Genomic DNA, 18,630 nt, shown 5'->3' on the forward strand with positions numbered 1-18,630 from the left:
AAGATTTGTCTGGTTGGGCTTTTTTCGCTCCCTATTTTTATCTCTATAACGTCTCCTGCAAAGCCTTGGACAGGGCTGCATAGCCAGCAATGGTCAGATGGAGGCCGTCAGTTGTGTAGTCTGGGCGCAGCTGGCCTTCCTCGTCCAGAAAAGCATCGTAGAGATCGATAAACTGGACATTCATGTAGGCGCTGGCCAGCTGGCGATAGGCCTGATTAAGGGCCAGAATCTTTTCATTGCTGCGGACATAGACCGTGCTCTTGTAGGCTGGAGCTTCATTGACCGGCAGGACCGACAGTAATTGGATCTGAGCCAGAGGATAGTCACGAGAAATCTCCTGAATAACGGCTTCTAAATTAGCTAGCGTTTCTGTCTGAGGCATCTCCTTGCCAATGTCATTGGTACCTATCAAGATAAAGACCTTATCCAGAGCCTGCCCAAAAAGATGGGCATCTAGATTGTCTAAAAGCAAATCAGTCTTATAGCCCCGAATGCCACGGTTGACCAGTCTTTTATCCGTCTGCAGGAGCTCATAGAGAGGATAGTATTCCACAATGGAGTCTCCGATAAAGATGATGTCTGGCTCCTTGACGGAGAGTTGATTGAGTTCTCTGTAGTTTTGCTGCAATTTTGCCTGCTCCTTGAGAAGCCATTCTTCTAATAATTGTACTGCCATTATTCTTTTTCCTCTTCTAAGTATTGCTCAATCACCTGTAGAACACCGGCTTCTGTATTGGCCGGTGCTAGGTAATCTGCTACCTTTTTGACCCGCTCATCCCCATTCTCCATAGCGTAAGAAATACCAGCTAATTCAAGCATTTCTATATCATTTTCACTATCGCCAAAAGCCATGATTTCCGAGCTTTGAATCTGCCACTTAGCCATCAGTTGCTGCAAGCCCCATGCCTTGTGCATCCCATCTTGGAGGATGTCAATGGCTCCATAACCACTAGCAACCGCGCTCAATCGGCCTGCAAAATGCTGATTAATCAGACGAGCATGCTCTGCTGCTGCAGCCTCTTCTACCATCATACTCATTTTCAAGACCTTGTCAAAGGGATAATCCTGTAGGCTAGGCACAAAGTTCATCCGCTTGTGGAAAAACTGGGCCATTTCCTTGGTCATGACTTTTTCAATCAAGGGAAACTCTGTCCCCTCTTGGACAAAGCCACCTCTTTCAGAAGTCACAACCAGCTGAAGCTCCTTTTCACGCCCAGCAAAGTAAGCCAGCGCATCCCTAATCAATCCAGGTTCCCAGAAGCTACTCATGCTTAGCTGGTTCTTTTCAAAAATCCGAGCTCCGTTGGCGACTACCAAGGCCATTCGTTCTACCAAATCTCCCAATAGCAGACGCATTCGTGGAATTTCATTACCAGTAGCCACCACAAAGCGAATGTCTCTCTTCTCCAGCTCATCTAAAATAGTAGCCAGACGCGGCAAATCCAGCTGTCCCTGTCCGTCCAGTAAGGTTCCATCCATGTCTGTCGCTACCATCTTTACAGTCATCTTTTTATCCATTTCTATCTTTATCATCCAATTTTGATTATCCCTTTTCCAGAAAACCTCTGACTTTTAGACATATTATACTACTTAAAAAAGTAAAAAGAAAGGCAAGAAGAAGCGGATAATACGGTTGATTTTACGAAGTACACTTTTCAATCTTCCAGTTTTATATTATAATCATAGCTATATTTCTGTTGTAAATTGGAGGTCCTCATGAGCAAAAAAGAAGTCGCATTCCCACGCTACCAGCAGATTGCCGTCGCTATTGCCGAGCGAATTGTTGACGGCAAATATCCTATCGGCAGCAAAATCTATGCCCGCTCTACCCTAGCCAGCAACTTCAATGTCTCTCCTGAGACAGCCCGCAAGGCTATTAATGTGCTGGTAGATCTGGAAATCATGGAAGTCCGCCATGGCAGCGGGGCATTCATTTCCTCCAAGGAAAAAGCTCAGCAGTTTCTTGAGACCTATAAAGATGTCAACTCTCTGCAGGACCTCAAAGGCAAGCTCCACCAGAGCATCCAGCGCCAAGAGGAAGAATTTACCAACTTTTCCCAGCTGCTCAATCAGCTTCTCAGCCGAACTAAAGATGTCCAGCAGCGCTTCCCTTTCAATCCCTACGAGCTCCAGCTCTCAGCAGACGCTATCAACCTAGGAAAATCTATCAATGAGCTCAATATTTGGCACTCGACTGGCGCTACCATTGTTGCAGTCCAGCAGGGAGACCAACTCCTAATCTCGCCTGGTCCTTATACCAAGCTGGAAGCCGGCAATACCATCTACTTTGTTGGCAACGAATTATCGGTCGGTTTGATGCATAATTTATTTTTTAATGAAATTGAAACAAACAAGTGAAACAGCACTTGTTTTTTCTTTGTCAAAAAACAGAATAGACAGGCAAGTACGCTATTTGACAAGCTTTTTACGACTTTCAAAAATATTTCAAAAAATCACTCCCCTTTTTTATAATAGCCGAAAAAGACCGGTCTGACGGTCTTTTGGGTTTGACAAAGTGACCACACGATGTTATACTGTGATGGTCTTTTAAGTGACAACTTATAAAAATAAACATGTAGTCACTTGTACAAAAGGAGAAATACGTTGAATAAACTAGAAGTAAAACATTTGACTAAAATTTTCGGTAAAAGGCAAAAGCAGGCACTGGAAATGGTGCAGCAAGCCAAAAGCAAAACGGAAATTTTAGAAAAAACCGGTGCTACTGTCGGAGTTTACGATGTAAACTTTGAGGTTCAGACTGGAGAAATTTTTGTCATCATGGGACTGTCCGGTAGTGGGAAGTCTACCCTTATCCGCCTGCTCAACCGATTGATTGATCCAACATCAGGCGACATTTACATTGACGGCCAAGATGTGGCCAAGATGAACGAAGAGGAGCTGCGTGACGTTCGCCGCCACAAGCTCAATATGGTCTTCCAGAACTTCGGCCTCTTCCCACATCGGACCATTCTGGAAAATACTGAGTTCGGTCTGGAAGTCCGAGGTGTTGATAAGGAGGAGCGCACGCGCCTAGCTGAACAAGCTCTGGACAATGCCGGTCTCCTCTCTTTCAAGGACCAATACCCCGATCAGCTCTCCGGCGGGATGCAGCAGCGGGTTGGCTTAGCTCGAGCTTTGGCCAATAATCCTGATATTCTGCTCATGGACGAGGCCTTCTCAGCTCTAGATCCCCTTATCCGCCGCGAAATGCAGGATGAGCTGCTGGATCTGCAGGCAGAGCATGAGCGTACCATTATCTTTATCACGCACGATCTCAATGAGGCCCTGCGTATCGGTGACCGTATTGCCATTATGGCTGACGGTCAGATTATGCAGATTGGCACCGGTGAGGAAATCCTGACCAATCCAGCCAATGATTTCGTTCGAGAGTTCGTTGAGGATGTGGACCGCTCTAAGGTCCTGACTGCTCAGAATATTATGACAACGCCACTGACTACCAACATTGACATCGACGGACCAACCGTGGCCCTTAATCGGATGAAAAAAGAAGAGGTCAGTATGCTGCTGGCTGTGGATAGGAAGCGGCATCTTAAGGGTAGTCTAACTGCCGAAGCCGCCCGCGATGCCCGTAAACAGCATCAAGCACTGGCTGAAGTGATTGATAAGAACGTCCGCAAGGTCACTCAGGAAACCCTGATTACTGATATTTTCCCGCTGATTTACGATTCACCAGCGCCTCTGGCCGTTGTAGATGATAAGGACAAGTTAGTCGGCGTTATTATCAAAGGTCGAGTCATCGAAGCCTTGGCCAATACTACTGAATCTGAAGAATAAGGGAGGTTCGTATTTTGAATATTTTACAACAGCCAATCCCCGTTTCTCAATGGGTTGAGGCCTTTACTAACTGGGTAACTGATACCTTCTCCGGACTTTTCTCGGTCCTTCAAGCTATCGGAAATGCCATCATGAATGGAATGACAGACACCCTGCTCTTCATTCCGCCCCTGCTCTTTATCGCAGTCATCACTATTTTTACCTATTTGATTTCCAAGCGTAAGCTGGGACTGCCCCTGCTCACCTTCCTAGGCTTGCTCTTTGTTTACAACCAAGGACTCTGGGAAAATCTTATGAACACTGTGACCTTGGTTATCGTCTCCAGTGCCATTTCCATTATCATAGGTATTCCACTGGGGATTTGGATGGCTAAGAGCAATCGTGTCGAAGCAGTTATCAAGCCCTTGCTGGACTTTATGCAGACCATGCCGGCCTTTGTCTATCTGATACCGGCCGTGGCCTTCTTCGGTATTGGTATGGTGCCTGGGGTCTTTGCCTCTGTCATCTTTGCCCTGCCACCGACTGTCCGCTTTACCAATCTAGCCATTCGTCAGATTCCGACCGAGCTGATTGAAGCGTCAGACTCCTTCGGGGGCACTGGCAAGCAGAAGCTCTTCAAAGTTGAGCTGCCTCTGGCTAAAAATACTATCCTAGCTGGGGTCAATCAGACCATCATGTTAGCTCTATCTATGGTCGTTACTGCCTCTATGATTGGGGCGCCAGGACTGGGCCGCGGCGTTCTCTCTGCCTTGCAGCATGCCGACATCGGTTCCGGATTTGTCAATGGGGTATCTCTGGTTATCTTGGCCATTATCATTGACCGCCTGACCCAGAAGCTCAACCAACCTCTGGCTAAAAAATCACCGGTCACTGCCAAGGAAAAACGCAACAAGATTATGCTCTGGTCTGCTCTGGCTGCTGTCATCCTGACAGCCTTTGTCGGAAATCAAGTGACCAAGCTCCAGCAAAGCAAAAAAGAAAAAGTCAACCTTGCCTATGTTGAATGGGACTCCGAAGTTGCCTCAACCAATGTCGTAGCGGAAGCTCTCAAGGAAATGGGCTACGATGTCACCATCACACCGCTGGACAATGCCGTTATGTGGAAGTCCGTTGCCAATGGCGAAGCTGATGCCATGGTTTCTGCCTGGTTGCCGACCACCCACGCTGCTCTCTATGAGGAGTACAAGGATAAGCTAGTGGACTTGGGGCCAAACCTTGAGGGCGTTAAGACAGGGCTAGTCGTACCAAGTTATATGGATGCTGACTCCATCGAAGACCTGTCAGAACAAGCCAAGAAAACCATCACAGGTATTGAGCCCGGTGCTGGTATCATGACCGCGACTGAGAAGACTATGCAAGAATACAGCAATCTCAGTGGTTGGAATCTTTCTTCTTCCTCAACAGGAGCCATGACCACTGCTCTGGATCAGGCTATTAAGAATAAAGAAGATATCATCGTAACCGGCTGGTCACCTCACTGGATGTTCTCCAAATACGACCTCAAATACCTCAAGGATCCTAAGGGAACCATGGGCGGTAAGGAAGCTATCCACACTATGACTCGGAAAAATCTAGACAAGGACTTACCAGAAGTCAATAAGGTCCTAGACAACTTCAACTGGACTCAAAAGGACATGGAAGAAGTCATGCTTAAGATTAACGAAGGCAGCTCACCAGAAGCAGCAGCCAAAGAGTGGATCAAAAACCACCAGAAAGAAGTCGAAAGTTGGAAGAAATAAAAGCATAGAAAAACCCTGAGATACTGTTATCTCAGGGTTTTTGATTAGCTTCTTTCTTGTCTTACAAGACTTAGGCATCTTTTAAAGATTGCTTCTATTTGGAGCATCATTCTTTAATAGCATCTTCGTATCTGTCAAAGGCATAGTGGCTCTGTGCGTAGAGTGGATTATCCATGGCCAATAGCAAGTATTCATTTTCTGTTTTATTGCTGTCTCCATCAGAGTCATTCCAGGTAACATCTAAGGCCAGCCACTGACCATCTACTTTTGCGAAGTTCCAAGCATGCGGGTCAAAATCATCTGTATTTCCACTCACATACATGGTTTCGAGACCAGCTTCCTGAGCAAGAGCCTGGAAAGTTACAGCGTAAGCTTGACAGACTCCCTTACCCTCAAATAGCGGACCAGTAATATCAAAACTAGATTCATACTTGCGAATACCGTCTTGCATATCTTTAAACGCTTTTGAAATAGCTTCTTCTGATTCTTTATTCTCAATAGATGTTTTGTAATTCAAAAAGCCTTGGTAAGCAGCCTTATCATAGCTAATATGCTCAATCATATACTGATTAATCGCCTCAATCTTTTCTCGATCGCTCATCTGGTCTTTGATGATGTCTTTGACAATCTCTTTGACTTTTTTGCGGGCCTTCTTATATTTGGCTGTTTCATTAGCATCGTATTTAAAACTTACCACATGTTGCTTAGCATCAATGGTAGGAACCACTCCCTGCTGAATGACTGGATTTTGCTCTAAAACATCGTGAAGCAATTCACTGACATCTCCTTCACTCAGCTCTGGAAACTCACTGTAATCAACATATTCAGCATCTGACAGAAGGGCCTTAGCAAAATATTCCTGCGCTGCACTTCTGGCTGCCACCCTTTCCTCAATGTCACTAACATCATGAACGACTGTTTTACCCTTGAGATCCAAGTCAGCCTGCTCTACACTGATATATTTCTCTGAAACACCCGACTTGTTTTCCTCTTTATTGACCTTTTCATTATGCTTATCTACAACAGGCTGCACTTCTTCTACACTGGCCTGTTCAATGAAAAAGTCCGTTTTGACAGTAGGCATGCCCTTGATAGAGACCAGACATCTGACATCCCGGCCTTCTTTTTCAATTTTTTCATAGACGATTGGAAAGTTCTGAATCTGGCCATCCATCATCTGCAGCGGTGCTTCTTCAGGAATGTTTCCTTTCTGCCTCAGGGCGGAAACCTGGTCAGAAAAAGTCCGAAAATCGATTTGATTCGGCATCAGTTTCGCAAAGCTATCAGATGAGATAGGATTGCTGATAGTTCCTAAAGCTTCTTTGTCTTTAAGGGGAACAACAAGGAGTTCATAAGGCTTTTTCTCAACCGTTTTCTTACTGTAATCCTGGTCGTAAGCCTGCAGCAACCGTTGTCTGGCAAGAATTGGATCATCACCAGAACGGCCTCCGTTGCGGCTATCATAGTGGGTAGGCAAATCTGTCCGATACACTGTCGAAGTGACCCGATCGACCTCTTTATAGTTATAAAGGCCTGTCTTCGTATCACTGCCAGGCATGGTCACATACTCTCTTTTTATAATGGAATAAGAGTCCGCTCCCGGTACTTCCGTCCATTCCAGCTGCAAGCGTCCATCTCCGAGCAGACTGCTCTTGGTTTTCAGAGTTAGCTTGTCGCGCCCTTTCTTATCTATCTTAACGATCCAAAGTTTTGGCTTTTTAAGCTTTTTACCCGTTCGCTCATCATCCCGTTGCAGCAAATAGAGCGTATCAAAGACCCCCCAGCTCTCACCTTGCTTGGCTAGACCATATTCCGTATGCTCTCCATTTGCCTCCACTCTAGTCGCAGAGAAATGATAAGCTGGCTCAATCACTATCTGCCGCTTATCATTCATCTTAAAGTCACCCCCTAAAATAGCTCGTAAGTTGCTGTCCCCATAAATTTCAAAGGAAGAAATCAACTCGGTCTGTCCTTCATGTGGCAGTGTCTCAAAATCGTTAGGCTTTTGTACCTCTGTCGGAAATGTAATAGGCTCATTTTCCTTGATCTGAATGACCTTTTCTTGGACATCATAAGGAGTATTTTTGCTGTATTTTTCTCTCAGCTTACGAACACTTTCCGAAAATTGGCTACCTTGCTCTCCCGGACCTCCACCGTTCTTTTGAAAAAGACTGCAGCCCATCAGAAAACAAATCAACAGAGTAAGCAGAGAAATGAAACGGATTTTCCTACTCATGATTTCCCCTCCTGAAGTAAAAATTCTTAATATATTATACCATATTTTATTTGAGGTGTCTTTGTTTTTTTGTAAACGGATTCAAATATCTGCAATTTTGCGAATAAATTCTTATTTTTTATAGAGACAGATTCCCTCAAACTACTGCGTTTCCTCATCTTGCTTTTAAAATCAAGAGGCTTCAGCCAATTCCCATCTTAAAATATTAAAAAACCAAGCCAGATAGGACTTGGTTTATTTTATAAAGAGCCATTCTATTTTGTTTAAGTCATTCAATCCTGATAGAGACTATCTCCATTCGTCGCAATGACTTCTTTGTACCAATCAAAAGATTTTTTCTTGTAGCGGGCTAGAGTTCCGCTACCGTCATCGTTGCGGTCAACGTAGATAAAGCCGTAACGCTTGCTGAGTTCTGCAGTGCTGGCTGAGACCAGGTCAATACAGCCCCAAGTCGTGTAACCTAGCAGTTCTACGCCATCTTCCAGAGCTTCTCCTACCTGCTGCAAATGCTGTTTGAGATAATCAATGCGGTAGTCATCTTCAATCGTTGGGCCATCTGGGCCATCCACCAAGACATCCTTGGCCCCGAGACCATTTTCCACGATGAAGAGAGGCAGTTGATAGCGGTCATAAAAGCTATTTAGCACCAAGCGCAGGCCGACTGGGTCAATCTGCCAGCCCCATTCTGAGCTAGCCAGATGAGGATTCATAATACCACCTAAAAGATTGCCTCGGCCGGAAGAATAATTTTCCGGATCATGAGCCGCAACCACACTCATATAGTAAGAGAAGGAAATGAAGTCTACAGTATTTTCAGCCAAAAGCTCTTTGTCGCCCGGCGCAAACTGAATCTCAATCCCATTCTCCTTGAAGAAACGATTGATATAGGCTGGATATTTTCCACGCGCATGGATATCAGAGAAGAGATAGTTTTGATTTTCAAATTCCCGAGCTGCCAGCACATCTTCAGGCTTAGGTGTCATAGGATAGGCCGGCATAGCCAGAACCATACAGCCAATCTTAAAATCAGGATTGATCTCATGACCAATCTTCGTTGCCAAGGCAGATGCCACTAGCTCATGGTGGACCGCTTGATAGAGGTCCTGCTTGGATAGTTCTTCAGCCGGCGTGGCAATGCCACCGCTCATAAAAGGCGCATGGAGAACAGAGTTGATTTCATTAAAGGTCAGCCAATACTTGACCTTGTCCTTATAGCGGGTAAAAACCGTGCGGACATAACGCTCGTAGAAGCCAATCAAATCACGGTTTGCCCAGCCATTGTATTGACGCGCCAAATGCAGGGGCGTTTCATAGTGAGACAAGGTAATCAGAGGCTCAATGCCATATTTAGCCAGCTCGTCAAAAAGATTGTCATAAAATTGCAAACCAGCTTCATTGGGCTCCAGCTCGTCCCCATTTGGAAAAATCCGAGACCAGGCTATGGAAGTCCGGTAAACCTTGAAACCCATCTCCGCAAAGAGGGCGATGTCCTCCTTGTAACGATGATAGAAATCAATCCCTTCCAGCTTGAGATTATCTGCTGTCGGCTCCTCGGTAATCAAAGGATTGCGATCACCTGGCGTAGCTGGCACACCGCCTTTTGGAGTCACATCCTGAACAGACAGGCCTTTTCCATCTAGATTATAGGCGCCTTCATACTGGTTGGCTGCAGTTGCACCGCCCCAGAGGAAATTCTGCGGAAATTTACCCATTTGCATTTTCTCGCTTTCGTTTTTTTTATATTTATATTATAATAGTTGTCAAACATATTTTCTAACACAATTATCTTAATAAATTGTACTATTCTACGAAAGAGTGTCCCCATGATTGATTTAGGCCAACTACATAAAAATACCGTTTTTAAAAACCAAGGAACCCCTTATTCTCTGACCCGCACCATCACTGAAAATGGTCATCCAGATATTCTTTTCCACTGGCATACCGATGTTGAAATGATTTATGTCCACGAAGGAAAAGCACAATTTCATATTGACGACGATTACTTTAACAGCGAAAAAGGTGATATTATCCTGATTCGCCCCAATGCCCTGCACTCCATCCACCCCATCAACGACGAGCGCCATTATATGGACGCCATTAATTTCCATCTGGATCTGATGGGCTACTCTGCCATGGATCAGGCCAGCATCAACTATCTGCAACCCCTCTACAATGGCCAGTTGGACTTGACTCATGTTATCAAGCCTACGGATACAGCCTATGCCGAGATTCGCCAGTGCCTCTTAGCAGCTATGGAAACAGGCTATTTCCGCAAATCTCACTACGAATTTCAGCTCAAAGCCCAGCTTAACCAGCTCTTCTACCTGCTCTTTGAGAACGGCTATGTCATTTCCAAAGACCTGTCACCAGAAGGCTATCGCAAGGAAGAAAAGATTCGCTCCATCATTGACTACATCAATGCCCATTACCAAGAAGACCTGAATATTGACCAACTGGCTGGCATCTGCGGCTACAGTTCCACCCATTTCATGAACTTCTTCAAGAAGCATCTGGGCGTTTCCTGCATAGAGTACCTGATCCAATTCCGCCTGCGCAAGGCGGCCGAACTCCTGCAGCACTCCAACCTCTCTGTACTGGAAATCTCCAGCCAAGCAGGCTTTAATAACCTGTCCAACTTCAACCGCCAGTTCAAAAAATACTACCAAATGACACCAAGTCAGTATCGGAAGAAATGAAGCTCTAAAATAGAAAATAAAAACGAATACCTGCTGACAAAATATGCTGAGGGTATTCGTTTTTTGTAATGCTAATATTATAAGAAGGATAGAAACAGCAACATGTTTGTAAGATATTATTCTAGATCTCGGTCCCTGCCTTCTGAGCCATAGACTCTGTGATAGGCTTTGACATAAAAAGATATGGGTTTATCTGATTCGTTTTGGACAGTGATATCTTGATCACTGTCGCTTACACTAAAAACAAACGCTCTATTTTGGGTAAAGTTGACATCAATGCTATAGTTTTCGTTAAACTCAACACCTAAATCGGATAAAGCCTGTTCGTTTGGGATTGTTATCCCCCCTTCCTTTTCATTATAGTAGTGAACAGACTTTTTTTCTGCATCATAGATATACTCATTTTCATCTATCTGCTCTCTCAAATAAGAATCATATATTCTAATTTTCCCATCTGTTTTATCTTTAAATTTTAAAACACTGACTCCTGAACCCTTTATTAGGTCAAGATAAGGCTTTTTAATCCTTACATAAACAGCTTCGCCTGGCTTTAATTTTACTAATTGGTAAGAGCCACCATGATCTTCTCCGCCAAAATAAACCAGATTCCAAATCAAGGTTCCCAAAAAGAGTAGACTAATCAATTTCCCATAAATGCTTTTGTAGAAAGGTTTCTTTATACAGATATAAACTATCCATGAAACGATAAAAACAACAAAGATAAACAAGAGTGGTAAAAAGTGAATTAAAAAGTCTATTAAAAGAAAAAGTTGTTCAAAAAAATGCATATTTCGTCTTTCTTTAATTCTCAATCAATATTTAGTTTCAACAAACAAGGATAAAGCTAGTCCCTATCATTTCATTTGGACTGTTCTCCTTACGAACTCATCATTTCTATACTAGCAAGTTCAGCAGAAGATTGAAGAGCCCCAGCCAAAAGATAGCTAGCAGCAAATTGCGCCCCTGCTTTTCCTTGAAGAGATTTCTTCTCAGAAACAGGCAGAAAATCAACAAGACCAGGGAGCACACTAGCAACAAAAACAAGATAAACATAGGTATAAGATACAAAAGCAACCACAAACCAAAATACATTTCATTTTCTTTCCAATAACATAATAGACGAGCTCGAAAGCGGTCAGTTTCATTCATTAACAGTTCTATAATCCTTTTTAATTATAACAAAATCTTAAATTTCAAAACAGCAAAAACCAGATTGGTAAATCCAATCTGGCTAAAATCATATTCAGGCAATTTATTGCCCCGGCCAATTCAGTCCAACATGAGAATTCATTTCCTGATAGGCGGTATCAATCCGTGCTCTGGTTTCTTGATCCAGTTTGTCTCGATACTTGCCACCTTCGACAAAGTCGTCCAAAATCCAGGTCTGATAAGTGTATAAAGGTAGACCGTCTGCCGAAGTAGTGCCCTTTTCAACTCGGCTGACCCAGCTCGGATGAGCCTGGGCACTTTTTATCTGTGTGCCCTTTGGTGTCTTTTCAATGGTAACATCCATCAGCACTCCGCGCTCGGTCCAATGAGCATTTTCAATTCCCTCCATGGTTTCGATGCGCTGATTGGAAATAAAATTCCCCATAGAATACATAATCAGCTTCTTCTGGCCGTCTTTCTCTAAAATCTCCGCCGGCTGAACCACATGCGGATGCCCTCCAAAGACGATATCTGCTCCCCAGTCAACCATTTTATGGTAGAGGGTTGTCTGCTCCTCTGTCGGCTCCAGCTGGTACTCTATCCCCATCTGAGGCATGACGACTGTAATATCTGCTTCCTTTTCTGCCCGCTCAATCTCGGCTCGCATCTTTTCTTCATCCAGATCGGACAGGCGATTGTCATAGTCTTCCTGACTGAGAAGCCCCTCCATGCCATTGTAGCCATAAGAGTAGGCTAGCAGTGCAATCCTAATGCCTTTTACTTCCTTTATCAAGAGCGGTGCCTGACTGCGGCTTTCATGCGGATAAACACCGACGGGAGTGATTCCCTCTTTTTCAAAAGCCTGAGTTGTGGTGAAAACTCCCTCCAAGCCAGAGTCTAAAATATGGTTATGGGCCAGGTCCATCACCTGATAGCCAGCATCCTTGATTGCTGGAACTACAGCTTCCGGAGCATTAAAGAGCGGATAGCCATTCAAGGGATAGTCCGGCCGAATCGTGCCTTCAAAGTCTCCTAAGACCAAATCACCCTGCCGAAGCCACTCCTTGGCATAGTGGAAATTCTCAGAAAAATCATAAGTGCCGTCTTCTTTCTGAGCACTCAGATAAAGACCGTCATGATAAAGCAAATCCCCAGTCGCCATGATACGAACCGTCTGATTCTTAGAGGAATCTGACTGCTGCTCTTTCTTACTAGGAGACAGAAAGGTAAAATCCTGCACTTGCTCTGACAGGAGGATTAAGCCGGCTGACAACCCTACTACGGTCAAAAGCACACCGACAAACTGGCGATTGCTAAGCTGTTTTTGAAAGATTTTGGGACGAGGAGATGGAAGTTCCATAAACCAGTCCCGCCAAGCATGGTAAGCATCTGCCAGCAGATTATGTTCCGCAGTAAAATCCGATATCTTTTTCCAAAGTTCCCGAAAAAAAGTCCGAATCTTCTCCCAAAGAAATTTTTTACTCATCACATCTCTCCACTTTTTCTTACTTGATAATAGTGCATCAATATTTACTATATTGTACTATTTTTACCGTCAAAAGGAAAGAAAAGCAAAAAGCAGGAGAGGGAGAAGCATGCTACTCTCCAAATTGCGGCACTCTCTCCCATTCTCCTGCTTCATTTTCTATTTTTTCAATTCTAATAGCTGATTGCCGAGCTGAAACTCAGCTTTCATTCTTACACAAAATTTCCCACATCAACGGTCAGCACCTGGCCGTCTCGGACGACCTGCTGCCCAGCAATGTAGACATCCTGAACATCACTGCCTTTGACTGCGTACACTAGGTGCGACAGCATATTTCCCAAAGGATAGAGATGAAGTTGTCCCTTAGGCTGAATGACAATGAAATCGGCTTGCTTGCCAGTTTCCAGACTACCGATTTTGTCCTCCAAGCCCAGCGCCTTGGCTCCCTCAATAGTCAAAGCTTTCAAAGCCTGCTCGATCGTAAACTGGGTCGCATCGCCTGCCCGCATCTTCTGAAGGAGGGCAGCTGTCCGACCTTCTTCAAACATATCCAGATTATTATTGGAAGCAACAGAGTCTGTAGCTAGTCCAACGGTCACCCCAGCAGCTAATAAGTCTGTCACTGGAGCTACACCAGAAGCCAGCTTGAGGTTGCTGATAGGATTGTGGGCGATGCTGACTGGTGAAGCCACCAAATCCGCAATCTCTGACGGATTTAGCTCAACCCCGTGAGCAAAAATGGCTGGCTGCTCCAAGTAGCCCAGGCATTTTAAGAAAGCTAGAGGCCGTTTACCATAGCGCTCCAGAATGATTTTATTTTCTTCCTGGGTCTCTGCCACATGGATATGAAGCTTCAAATCCAGCTCACGCGCTAGCTCAAGACTGCCCTTGAGCAGATCTTCGTCACAGGCATAAGGCGAATGAGGCGCCACCATGACCTGAAAATCTTCATCATCATAAGAGCGAATTTTCTCAATAATGGCTCGAGTACGAGCCAGAGTCTCTTCTGCAGTTTCCGCCTCTGAGCTAAAGAGGGTTGGTGAGAAATAGCAGCGCATACCAGACTGACGCACAGTCTGGTAAATCCGGTCAATCTCTACTCCCTGAGGATTATACATGTCGTTAAAAGTTGTTGTTCCTGACAGCAGCATTTCAGCTAGAGCCAGCTGGACAGCATGGGTCGTTAGTTCCGCTGTAAACTGGCTCTCTGCTGGCCAGATATAGCCCTCCAGCCATTCATGCAGATTGCTGTCATCACGAATCCCGCGCAATAAGGTCATGGCCGAGTGAGTATGGCAGTTGACCAGCCCTGGCATGATCCAAGCCCCTTCATAATCCACTGTTTCACTGCATTTCCCTAGCCAGTTTTCATCATAGGGACCGCAGTAGGCAATGCGGTCATCTTCCACGACCAGCAGCCCTTCTCGGTAAACATGAAATACGCTGTCACAGGTCACCAGATTGACATTTATATAAGCTTTCATCCGCCATATCCTCACTTTCCCAATACTTGGCTTCAAGAGATTTTAGCTATTATAACAAGCCTAATCTAATTGCGCAAGTCTTTTAATACAATTATGGCATAAAAAAGAGCCCCATATGGAGCTCTCCAAAACCAACTTAACGTTTATCAACTTTCTTAGTAACGAAGTCACCAAGAATTTGAATAATAAATACCAATATCAAAATACAAACTGTTGATACAAAAATAACATCTTGCATATTCCGAGTAAAGCCAACTTGATAAGCAAGGTTACCAAGACCACCCGCACCAATTACCCCAGCAATAGCAGTTGACCCTACTAGAGCAATAGCAGTTACAGTAATACCAGAAACAAGTGCAGGTAAAGATTCTGGAATTAGCACTTTCCAAATGACCTGAAAAGTATTAGCTCCCATAGATTCTGCAGCCTCAATGACACCAGACGGTATTTCATTTAGAGCAATAGAAACTAATCGAGCATAAAATGGAGCCGCGCTGATAACCAGAGTTGGAATTGCGCCTTCCGGACCAATAATTGTTCCCATGATTGAACGAGTAAAAGGAATCAATAAGACCAAAAGGATGATAAAAGGAATGGAACGAAATACGTTAATGATCCCTGCCAGTAAAAAATTAACAAACCTGTTGGCTAGAACTTTGTTAGGACCTGTAAGATAGAGAAATAATCCCAAAATCAATCCTATAACAAAGACATAAAATGTTGATACCAGAGTCATATACAAGGTCTCTTGAATAGCAACAATTAAATTTTCCCAAACAACATTTTTAAAACTCAACATTTCGTTCAGGAGAGCCAAGAACCCTCTTTGTTCTACACTAGCGAACATTATCTAACACCTCCACACTGACACCAGCCTGACGGAAACGATCCAGAACTTCGTGTGTCTTTTCTTCATTTTCTTCGACCACAATAACCATGGAGCCCAACGGGCCTTTTTGGGTTACATTGACTTTGGCTTGCAGAATCGTAATCGTAGCATCCAAATCCCGAATAACGTTCGAAAGCATGCCTTCTGCTGTCTTATCTCCCAGATATTGGATGCGAACCAGAGTTCCAGATTTTAGCGATTTTTCTAGATGATGATAGACATGTGTCAGGTCATCTTCCGCAAATTCTTCTCCGACAAACTGTTTGGTGATTTCCTGCTGAGGATTCTTAAAGACATCAATGACTTGCCCTTCTTCGACTACACGCCCATTCTCCATAACGGCAACCTTATGGCAAATCTGACTGACCACATGCATCTCATGGGTAATCATAATAATAGTCAGTCCAAGTTTCTTATTGATATCCACTAGAAGTCTCAGTATATCATCGGTTGTTTTAGGATCTAATGCACTCGTTGCCTCATCACAAAGAAGAACTTCTGGGTTATTAGCTAGTGCACGAGCGATCCCTACACGCTGTTTCTGACCACCAGATAATTGAGCTGGATATGATTTTTCTCGCCCTTTTAAACCTACTAACTCGATCAACTCATTGACACGTTTAAGACGATCATCCTTAGGAACTCCCGCAACTTCCAGCGGAAAGGCAATGTTTTGCTCCACTGTTCGAGACCAGAGCAAATTGAAATGCTGGAAAATCATCGCAATCTTTTTACGTGCTTCTAACAAGTCTTTCCGTTTCAGGCTGCTAATATTTTTATCGTTAATGGTTACAGTACCTTTGCTAACCGTTTCAAGACCATTCAGCAAGCGAACTAAAGTGCTCTTTCCTGCGCCAGAAAAGCCTATAATCCCATAAATCTCACCTGTTTGGATATCTAGTGAAACATCATCAACAGCCTTTACCAAACCTTGCTTGGTTTGGTAATACTTAGATACATTCTCAATACGAATCATTATTAGTCCTTTCATTTTTTCATGATGCGCAATCATTCATTTTCTTACATAGAGTGGATAAAATAGCTTATTCTATGAAAAAAACGAACTTAGGAGGAAATCTGTGCTTGATGTAAGTCAGAGTCGCCTCCAAGCGTTCGTCTTTTATATCTCATTATTTTGCTGGAATAACTGATCCGTCCTTGTATTTATCCTTGATGAATTTTTGAATCTCATCACCTTGCAATACCTTAATCAACGCTTTGATTTTTTCGGAATCTTTGTCAGCTGGTCTAACAGCAATCAAATTTGCATATGGTGATTCACTATCCTCAAGAGCAATAGAGTCCTTGACTGGAGAAAGCTTCGCATCAATAGCAAAGTTTGAGTTGATAATAACTGCATCTCCTTCATCATTGTTATAGGTTTGTACCAACAATTCTGGAGCAATCTCTGTTTTGATCTGGATATTCTTTGGATTTTCAACAATATCTTTCAACTGAGCATCGACTGGATCTACCCCATCTTTAATCTTCATCAAACCATTTTTGACAAAAAGATCAATAAAGCGACCTACTTCAGCAGGATTGGTTGAAGCATATACTACAGCATCGTTTGGCAAATCTTTGATAGACTTGTATTTCTTAGAATATAACGCCATTGGCTCAATATGAACATTCCCCACACTTACCAAATTTTCATTATTCTCTTTGTTAAATTTATCCAAGTAGGGAGTATGCTGGAAGAAGTTTGCATCTGCGTCACCATCAAAGACTAGTTTATTAGGTGTCACATAATCATTGACAATTTTAACTTCTAAATCATAGCCCTCTTTTTTCAAAATCGGTTTAGCCGCTTCCAAAATCTCAGCATGAGGTGCTGGCGAAGCAACTACCAAGATTTTTTTATCATCACTAGCAGCATCTTTATTTTTTGCACCTCCGCCGCAAGCTGCCAAACCCAAGGCTGCAAGGCCTACTAAGCCGATTGAAAAGATTTTTTTCAAATTCATCATTTATTCTCCTTTAATGAATAAAATTCTAAATCTTCTATTTTATAAGATTACTTCTCATTTTACCATGTTCAAGGAGACTTGGCTTATATAAATAATTTATCGCCGTGATAAAAAAATTATATAACGATTTGAAGTATTTGAGTTGATTTTATGCCCTTTTACTGCATAAAGGTCAGCAGATAGCCATATCCTTCTGCTTCCATTTTCTCTTTTGGAATAAATCGCAGAGCTGCTGAGTTGATACAGTAGCGCAAGCCGCCTGCTGCTTCTGGACCGTCAGTAAAGACATGCCCCAGATGGGCATTGCCAGAACGGCTGCGCACTTCGATCCGCTCCATGCCATGACTCTTGTCTTCATAGTATTTTAGAACATCTCTGGCAATAGGTCGGCTGAAGCTAGGCCAGCCGCAACCAGACTCAAACTTGTCTCCAGCAAAAAAGAGGGGCTCACCAGTCGTCACATCAACATAAATCCCTTCTTCAAAAGTGGCATTGTAGGCATTATGGAAAGGACGCTCTGTCGCACTATGCTGGGTCACCTGATACTGCTCTTCCGTCAGCTGCTCTTTTAGTTCCACATCTGTAGGCTTCTCGTATTGGCCTGGATCGACCAAGGGCTGATAGGCATCATTGACATTGATATGGCAGTAGCCACCAGGATTTTTCTTGAGATAATCCTGATGATAGTCCTCAGCTAGAACATAATGGCGCAAAGGTTCTAGCTCAACAACAATCTTTTGTCCCAGTTGTTTTTCCTGTTCAGCAAAGACCTGCTCAATGACCGCCTTATCGGCTTGATTGGTATAGTAAACGCCCGTCCGATACTGACGTCCTACATCATTTCCCTGCTTATTGACTGACAGAGGATCAATGACTCGGAAATAATAGAGCAGGATTTCCCGCAGGCTGACCCGCTTTTCGTCATAGACTAGATGAACCGTCTCTGCATGATCCGTCTGGTGAATCAGCTGGTAGTTGGTTGATTCCACCTGTCCATTGGCATATCCCACTGTCGTTTCCTCCACACCCTCAATGCGAGAAAAGTACTCTTCCAATCCCCAGAAGCATCCACCTGCTAAATAAATTTCAGCCATAATAACACCTCATTTCTTTGCGACTATTTTCTCATAAAAGAAGTCGAAATTATAGTAATTTGATTAGAACTTTCTTCAAATTAATATGAAAA

At 43.6% G+C, this 18,630-nt stretch carries 16 protein-coding genes; 4 read left to right on the plus strand and 12 right to left on the minus strand.

What is annotated here, in order from left to right; translation table 11 throughout:
- Positions 1-43: 43 nt before the first annotated feature.
- On the minus strand, positions 44-676 hold the full coding sequence (locus tag PCY71_RS05845) for an SGNH/GDSL hydrolase family protein (protein WP_048772294.1): 633 nt from the start codon (positions 674-676) through the stop codon (positions 44-46).
- Complete coding sequence (locus PCY71_RS05850; protein ID WP_048772291.1) at positions 676-1,533, minus strand: Cof-type HAD-IIB family hydrolase; 858 nt, start codon at positions 1,531-1,533, stop codon at positions 676-678. The genes PCY71_RS05845 and PCY71_RS05850 overlap by 1 nt, the downstream gene beginning before the upstream one ends.
- 183 nt (positions 1,534-1,716) lie before the next feature.
- Between PCY71_RS05850 and PCY71_RS05855 the strand changes: the two genes are divergently transcribed.
- The 3 genes from PCY71_RS05855 (at position 1,717) to PCY71_RS05865 (ending at position 5,534) form a co-directional block, all read left to right on the plus strand.
- Entirely contained in the window at positions 1,717-2,358 is a 642-nt protein-coding gene (locus PCY71_RS05855) for a GntR family transcriptional regulator (RefSeq protein WP_048772287.1), read from the plus strand.
- A gap of 246 nt (positions 2,359-2,604) precedes the next feature.
- Entirely contained in the window at positions 2,605-3,795 is a 1,191-nt protein-coding gene (locus tag PCY71_RS05860; protein ID WP_002898349.1) for a glycine betaine/L-proline ABC transporter ATP-binding protein, read from the plus strand.
- A 14-nt stretch (positions 3,796-3,809) separates the two neighbouring features.
- The gene (locus PCY71_RS05865) at positions 3,810-5,534 is read left to right on the plus strand and encodes an ABC transporter permease/substrate binding protein (RefSeq protein ID WP_002918130.1); all 1,725 of its coding nucleotides are present in this window, start codon (positions 3,810-3,812) and stop codon (positions 5,532-5,534) included.
- Between the two features lie 106 nt (positions 5,535-5,640).
- Here PCY71_RS05865 and PCY71_RS05870 read toward each other — a convergent pair whose 3' ends face one another.
- Positions 5,641-7,770: a transglutaminase domain-containing protein gene (locus tag PCY71_RS05870; protein WP_048772282.1), complete on the minus strand. Its 2,130-nt coding sequence runs from the start codon at positions 7,768-7,770 to the stop codon at positions 5,641-5,643.
- Between the two features lie 272 nt (positions 7,771-8,042).
- Complete coding sequence (locus PCY71_RS05875) at positions 8,043-9,488, minus strand: glycoside hydrolase family 1 protein (RefSeq protein WP_275043515.1); 1,446 nt, start codon at positions 9,486-9,488, stop codon at positions 8,043-8,045.
- Positions 9,489-9,593: 105 nt separating this feature from the next.
- Between PCY71_RS05875 and PCY71_RS05880 the strand changes: the two genes are divergently transcribed.
- A complete protein-coding gene (locus tag PCY71_RS05880) occupies positions 9,594-10,466 on the plus strand; it encodes an AraC family transcriptional regulator (protein ID WP_002896563.1) in 873 nt (290 codons plus the stop codon).
- 116 nt (positions 10,467-10,582) lie between these two features.
- Here the strand turns inward: PCY71_RS05880 and PCY71_RS05885 are convergent, their stop codons facing one another.
- The 8 genes from PCY71_RS05885 to msrB all read right to left on the minus strand — a co-directional run bounded on the left by PCY71_RS05885 (position 10,583) and on the right by msrB (position 18,538).
- On the minus strand, positions 10,583-11,254 hold the full coding sequence (locus PCY71_RS05885; RefSeq protein WP_048772275.1) for a hypothetical protein: 672 nt from the start codon (positions 11,252-11,254) through the stop codon (positions 10,583-10,585).
- Positions 11,255-11,343: 89 nt separating this feature from the next.
- Positions 11,344-11,544: a hypothetical protein gene (locus tag PCY71_RS05890; RefSeq protein WP_048772272.1), complete on the minus strand. Its 201-nt coding sequence runs from the start codon at positions 11,542-11,544 to the stop codon at positions 11,344-11,346.
- A 174-nt stretch (positions 11,545-11,718) separates the two neighbouring features.
- Positions 11,719-13,101: a CapA family protein gene (locus tag PCY71_RS05895; protein ID WP_048772269.1), complete on the minus strand. Its 1,383-nt coding sequence runs from the start codon at positions 13,099-13,101 to the stop codon at positions 11,719-11,721.
- Between the two features lie 212 nt (positions 13,102-13,313).
- Positions 13,314-14,585 carry a TRZ/ATZ family protein gene (locus tag PCY71_RS05900; RefSeq protein WP_048772267.1) on the minus strand — a complete coding sequence of 424 codons (1,272 nt, stop codon included), beginning with the start codon at positions 14,583-14,585 and terminating at the stop codon, positions 13,314-13,316.
- Positions 14,586-14,721: 136 nt separating this feature from the next.
- Positions 14,722-15,432 (minus strand): methionine ABC transporter permease, encoded by a 711-nt coding sequence (locus tag PCY71_RS05905; RefSeq protein ID WP_002910662.1) that lies wholly within the window; start codon positions 15,430-15,432, stop codon positions 14,722-14,724.
- On the minus strand, positions 15,422-16,450 hold the full coding sequence (locus PCY71_RS05910; protein ID WP_032912642.1) for a methionine ABC transporter ATP-binding protein: 1,029 nt from the start codon (positions 16,448-16,450) through the stop codon (positions 15,422-15,424). The genes PCY71_RS05905 and PCY71_RS05910 overlap by 11 nt, the downstream gene beginning before the upstream one ends.
- Positions 16,451-16,604: 154 nt before the next feature.
- Positions 16,605-17,441, minus strand: coding sequence for a MetQ/NlpA family ABC transporter substrate-binding protein (locus PCY71_RS05915; protein WP_216584411.1), 837 nt, complete (start codon positions 17,439-17,441; stop codon positions 16,605-16,607).
- 161 nt (positions 17,442-17,602) lie between these two features.
- Positions 17,603-18,538, minus strand: coding sequence for a peptide-methionine (R)-S-oxide reductase MsrB (gene msrB, locus PCY71_RS05920; RefSeq protein ID WP_002910666.1), 936 nt, complete (start codon positions 18,536-18,538; stop codon positions 17,603-17,605).
- Positions 18,539-18,630 lie beyond the last annotated feature (92 nt).

Source organism: Streptococcus sp. SN3 (assembly GCF_030439905.1).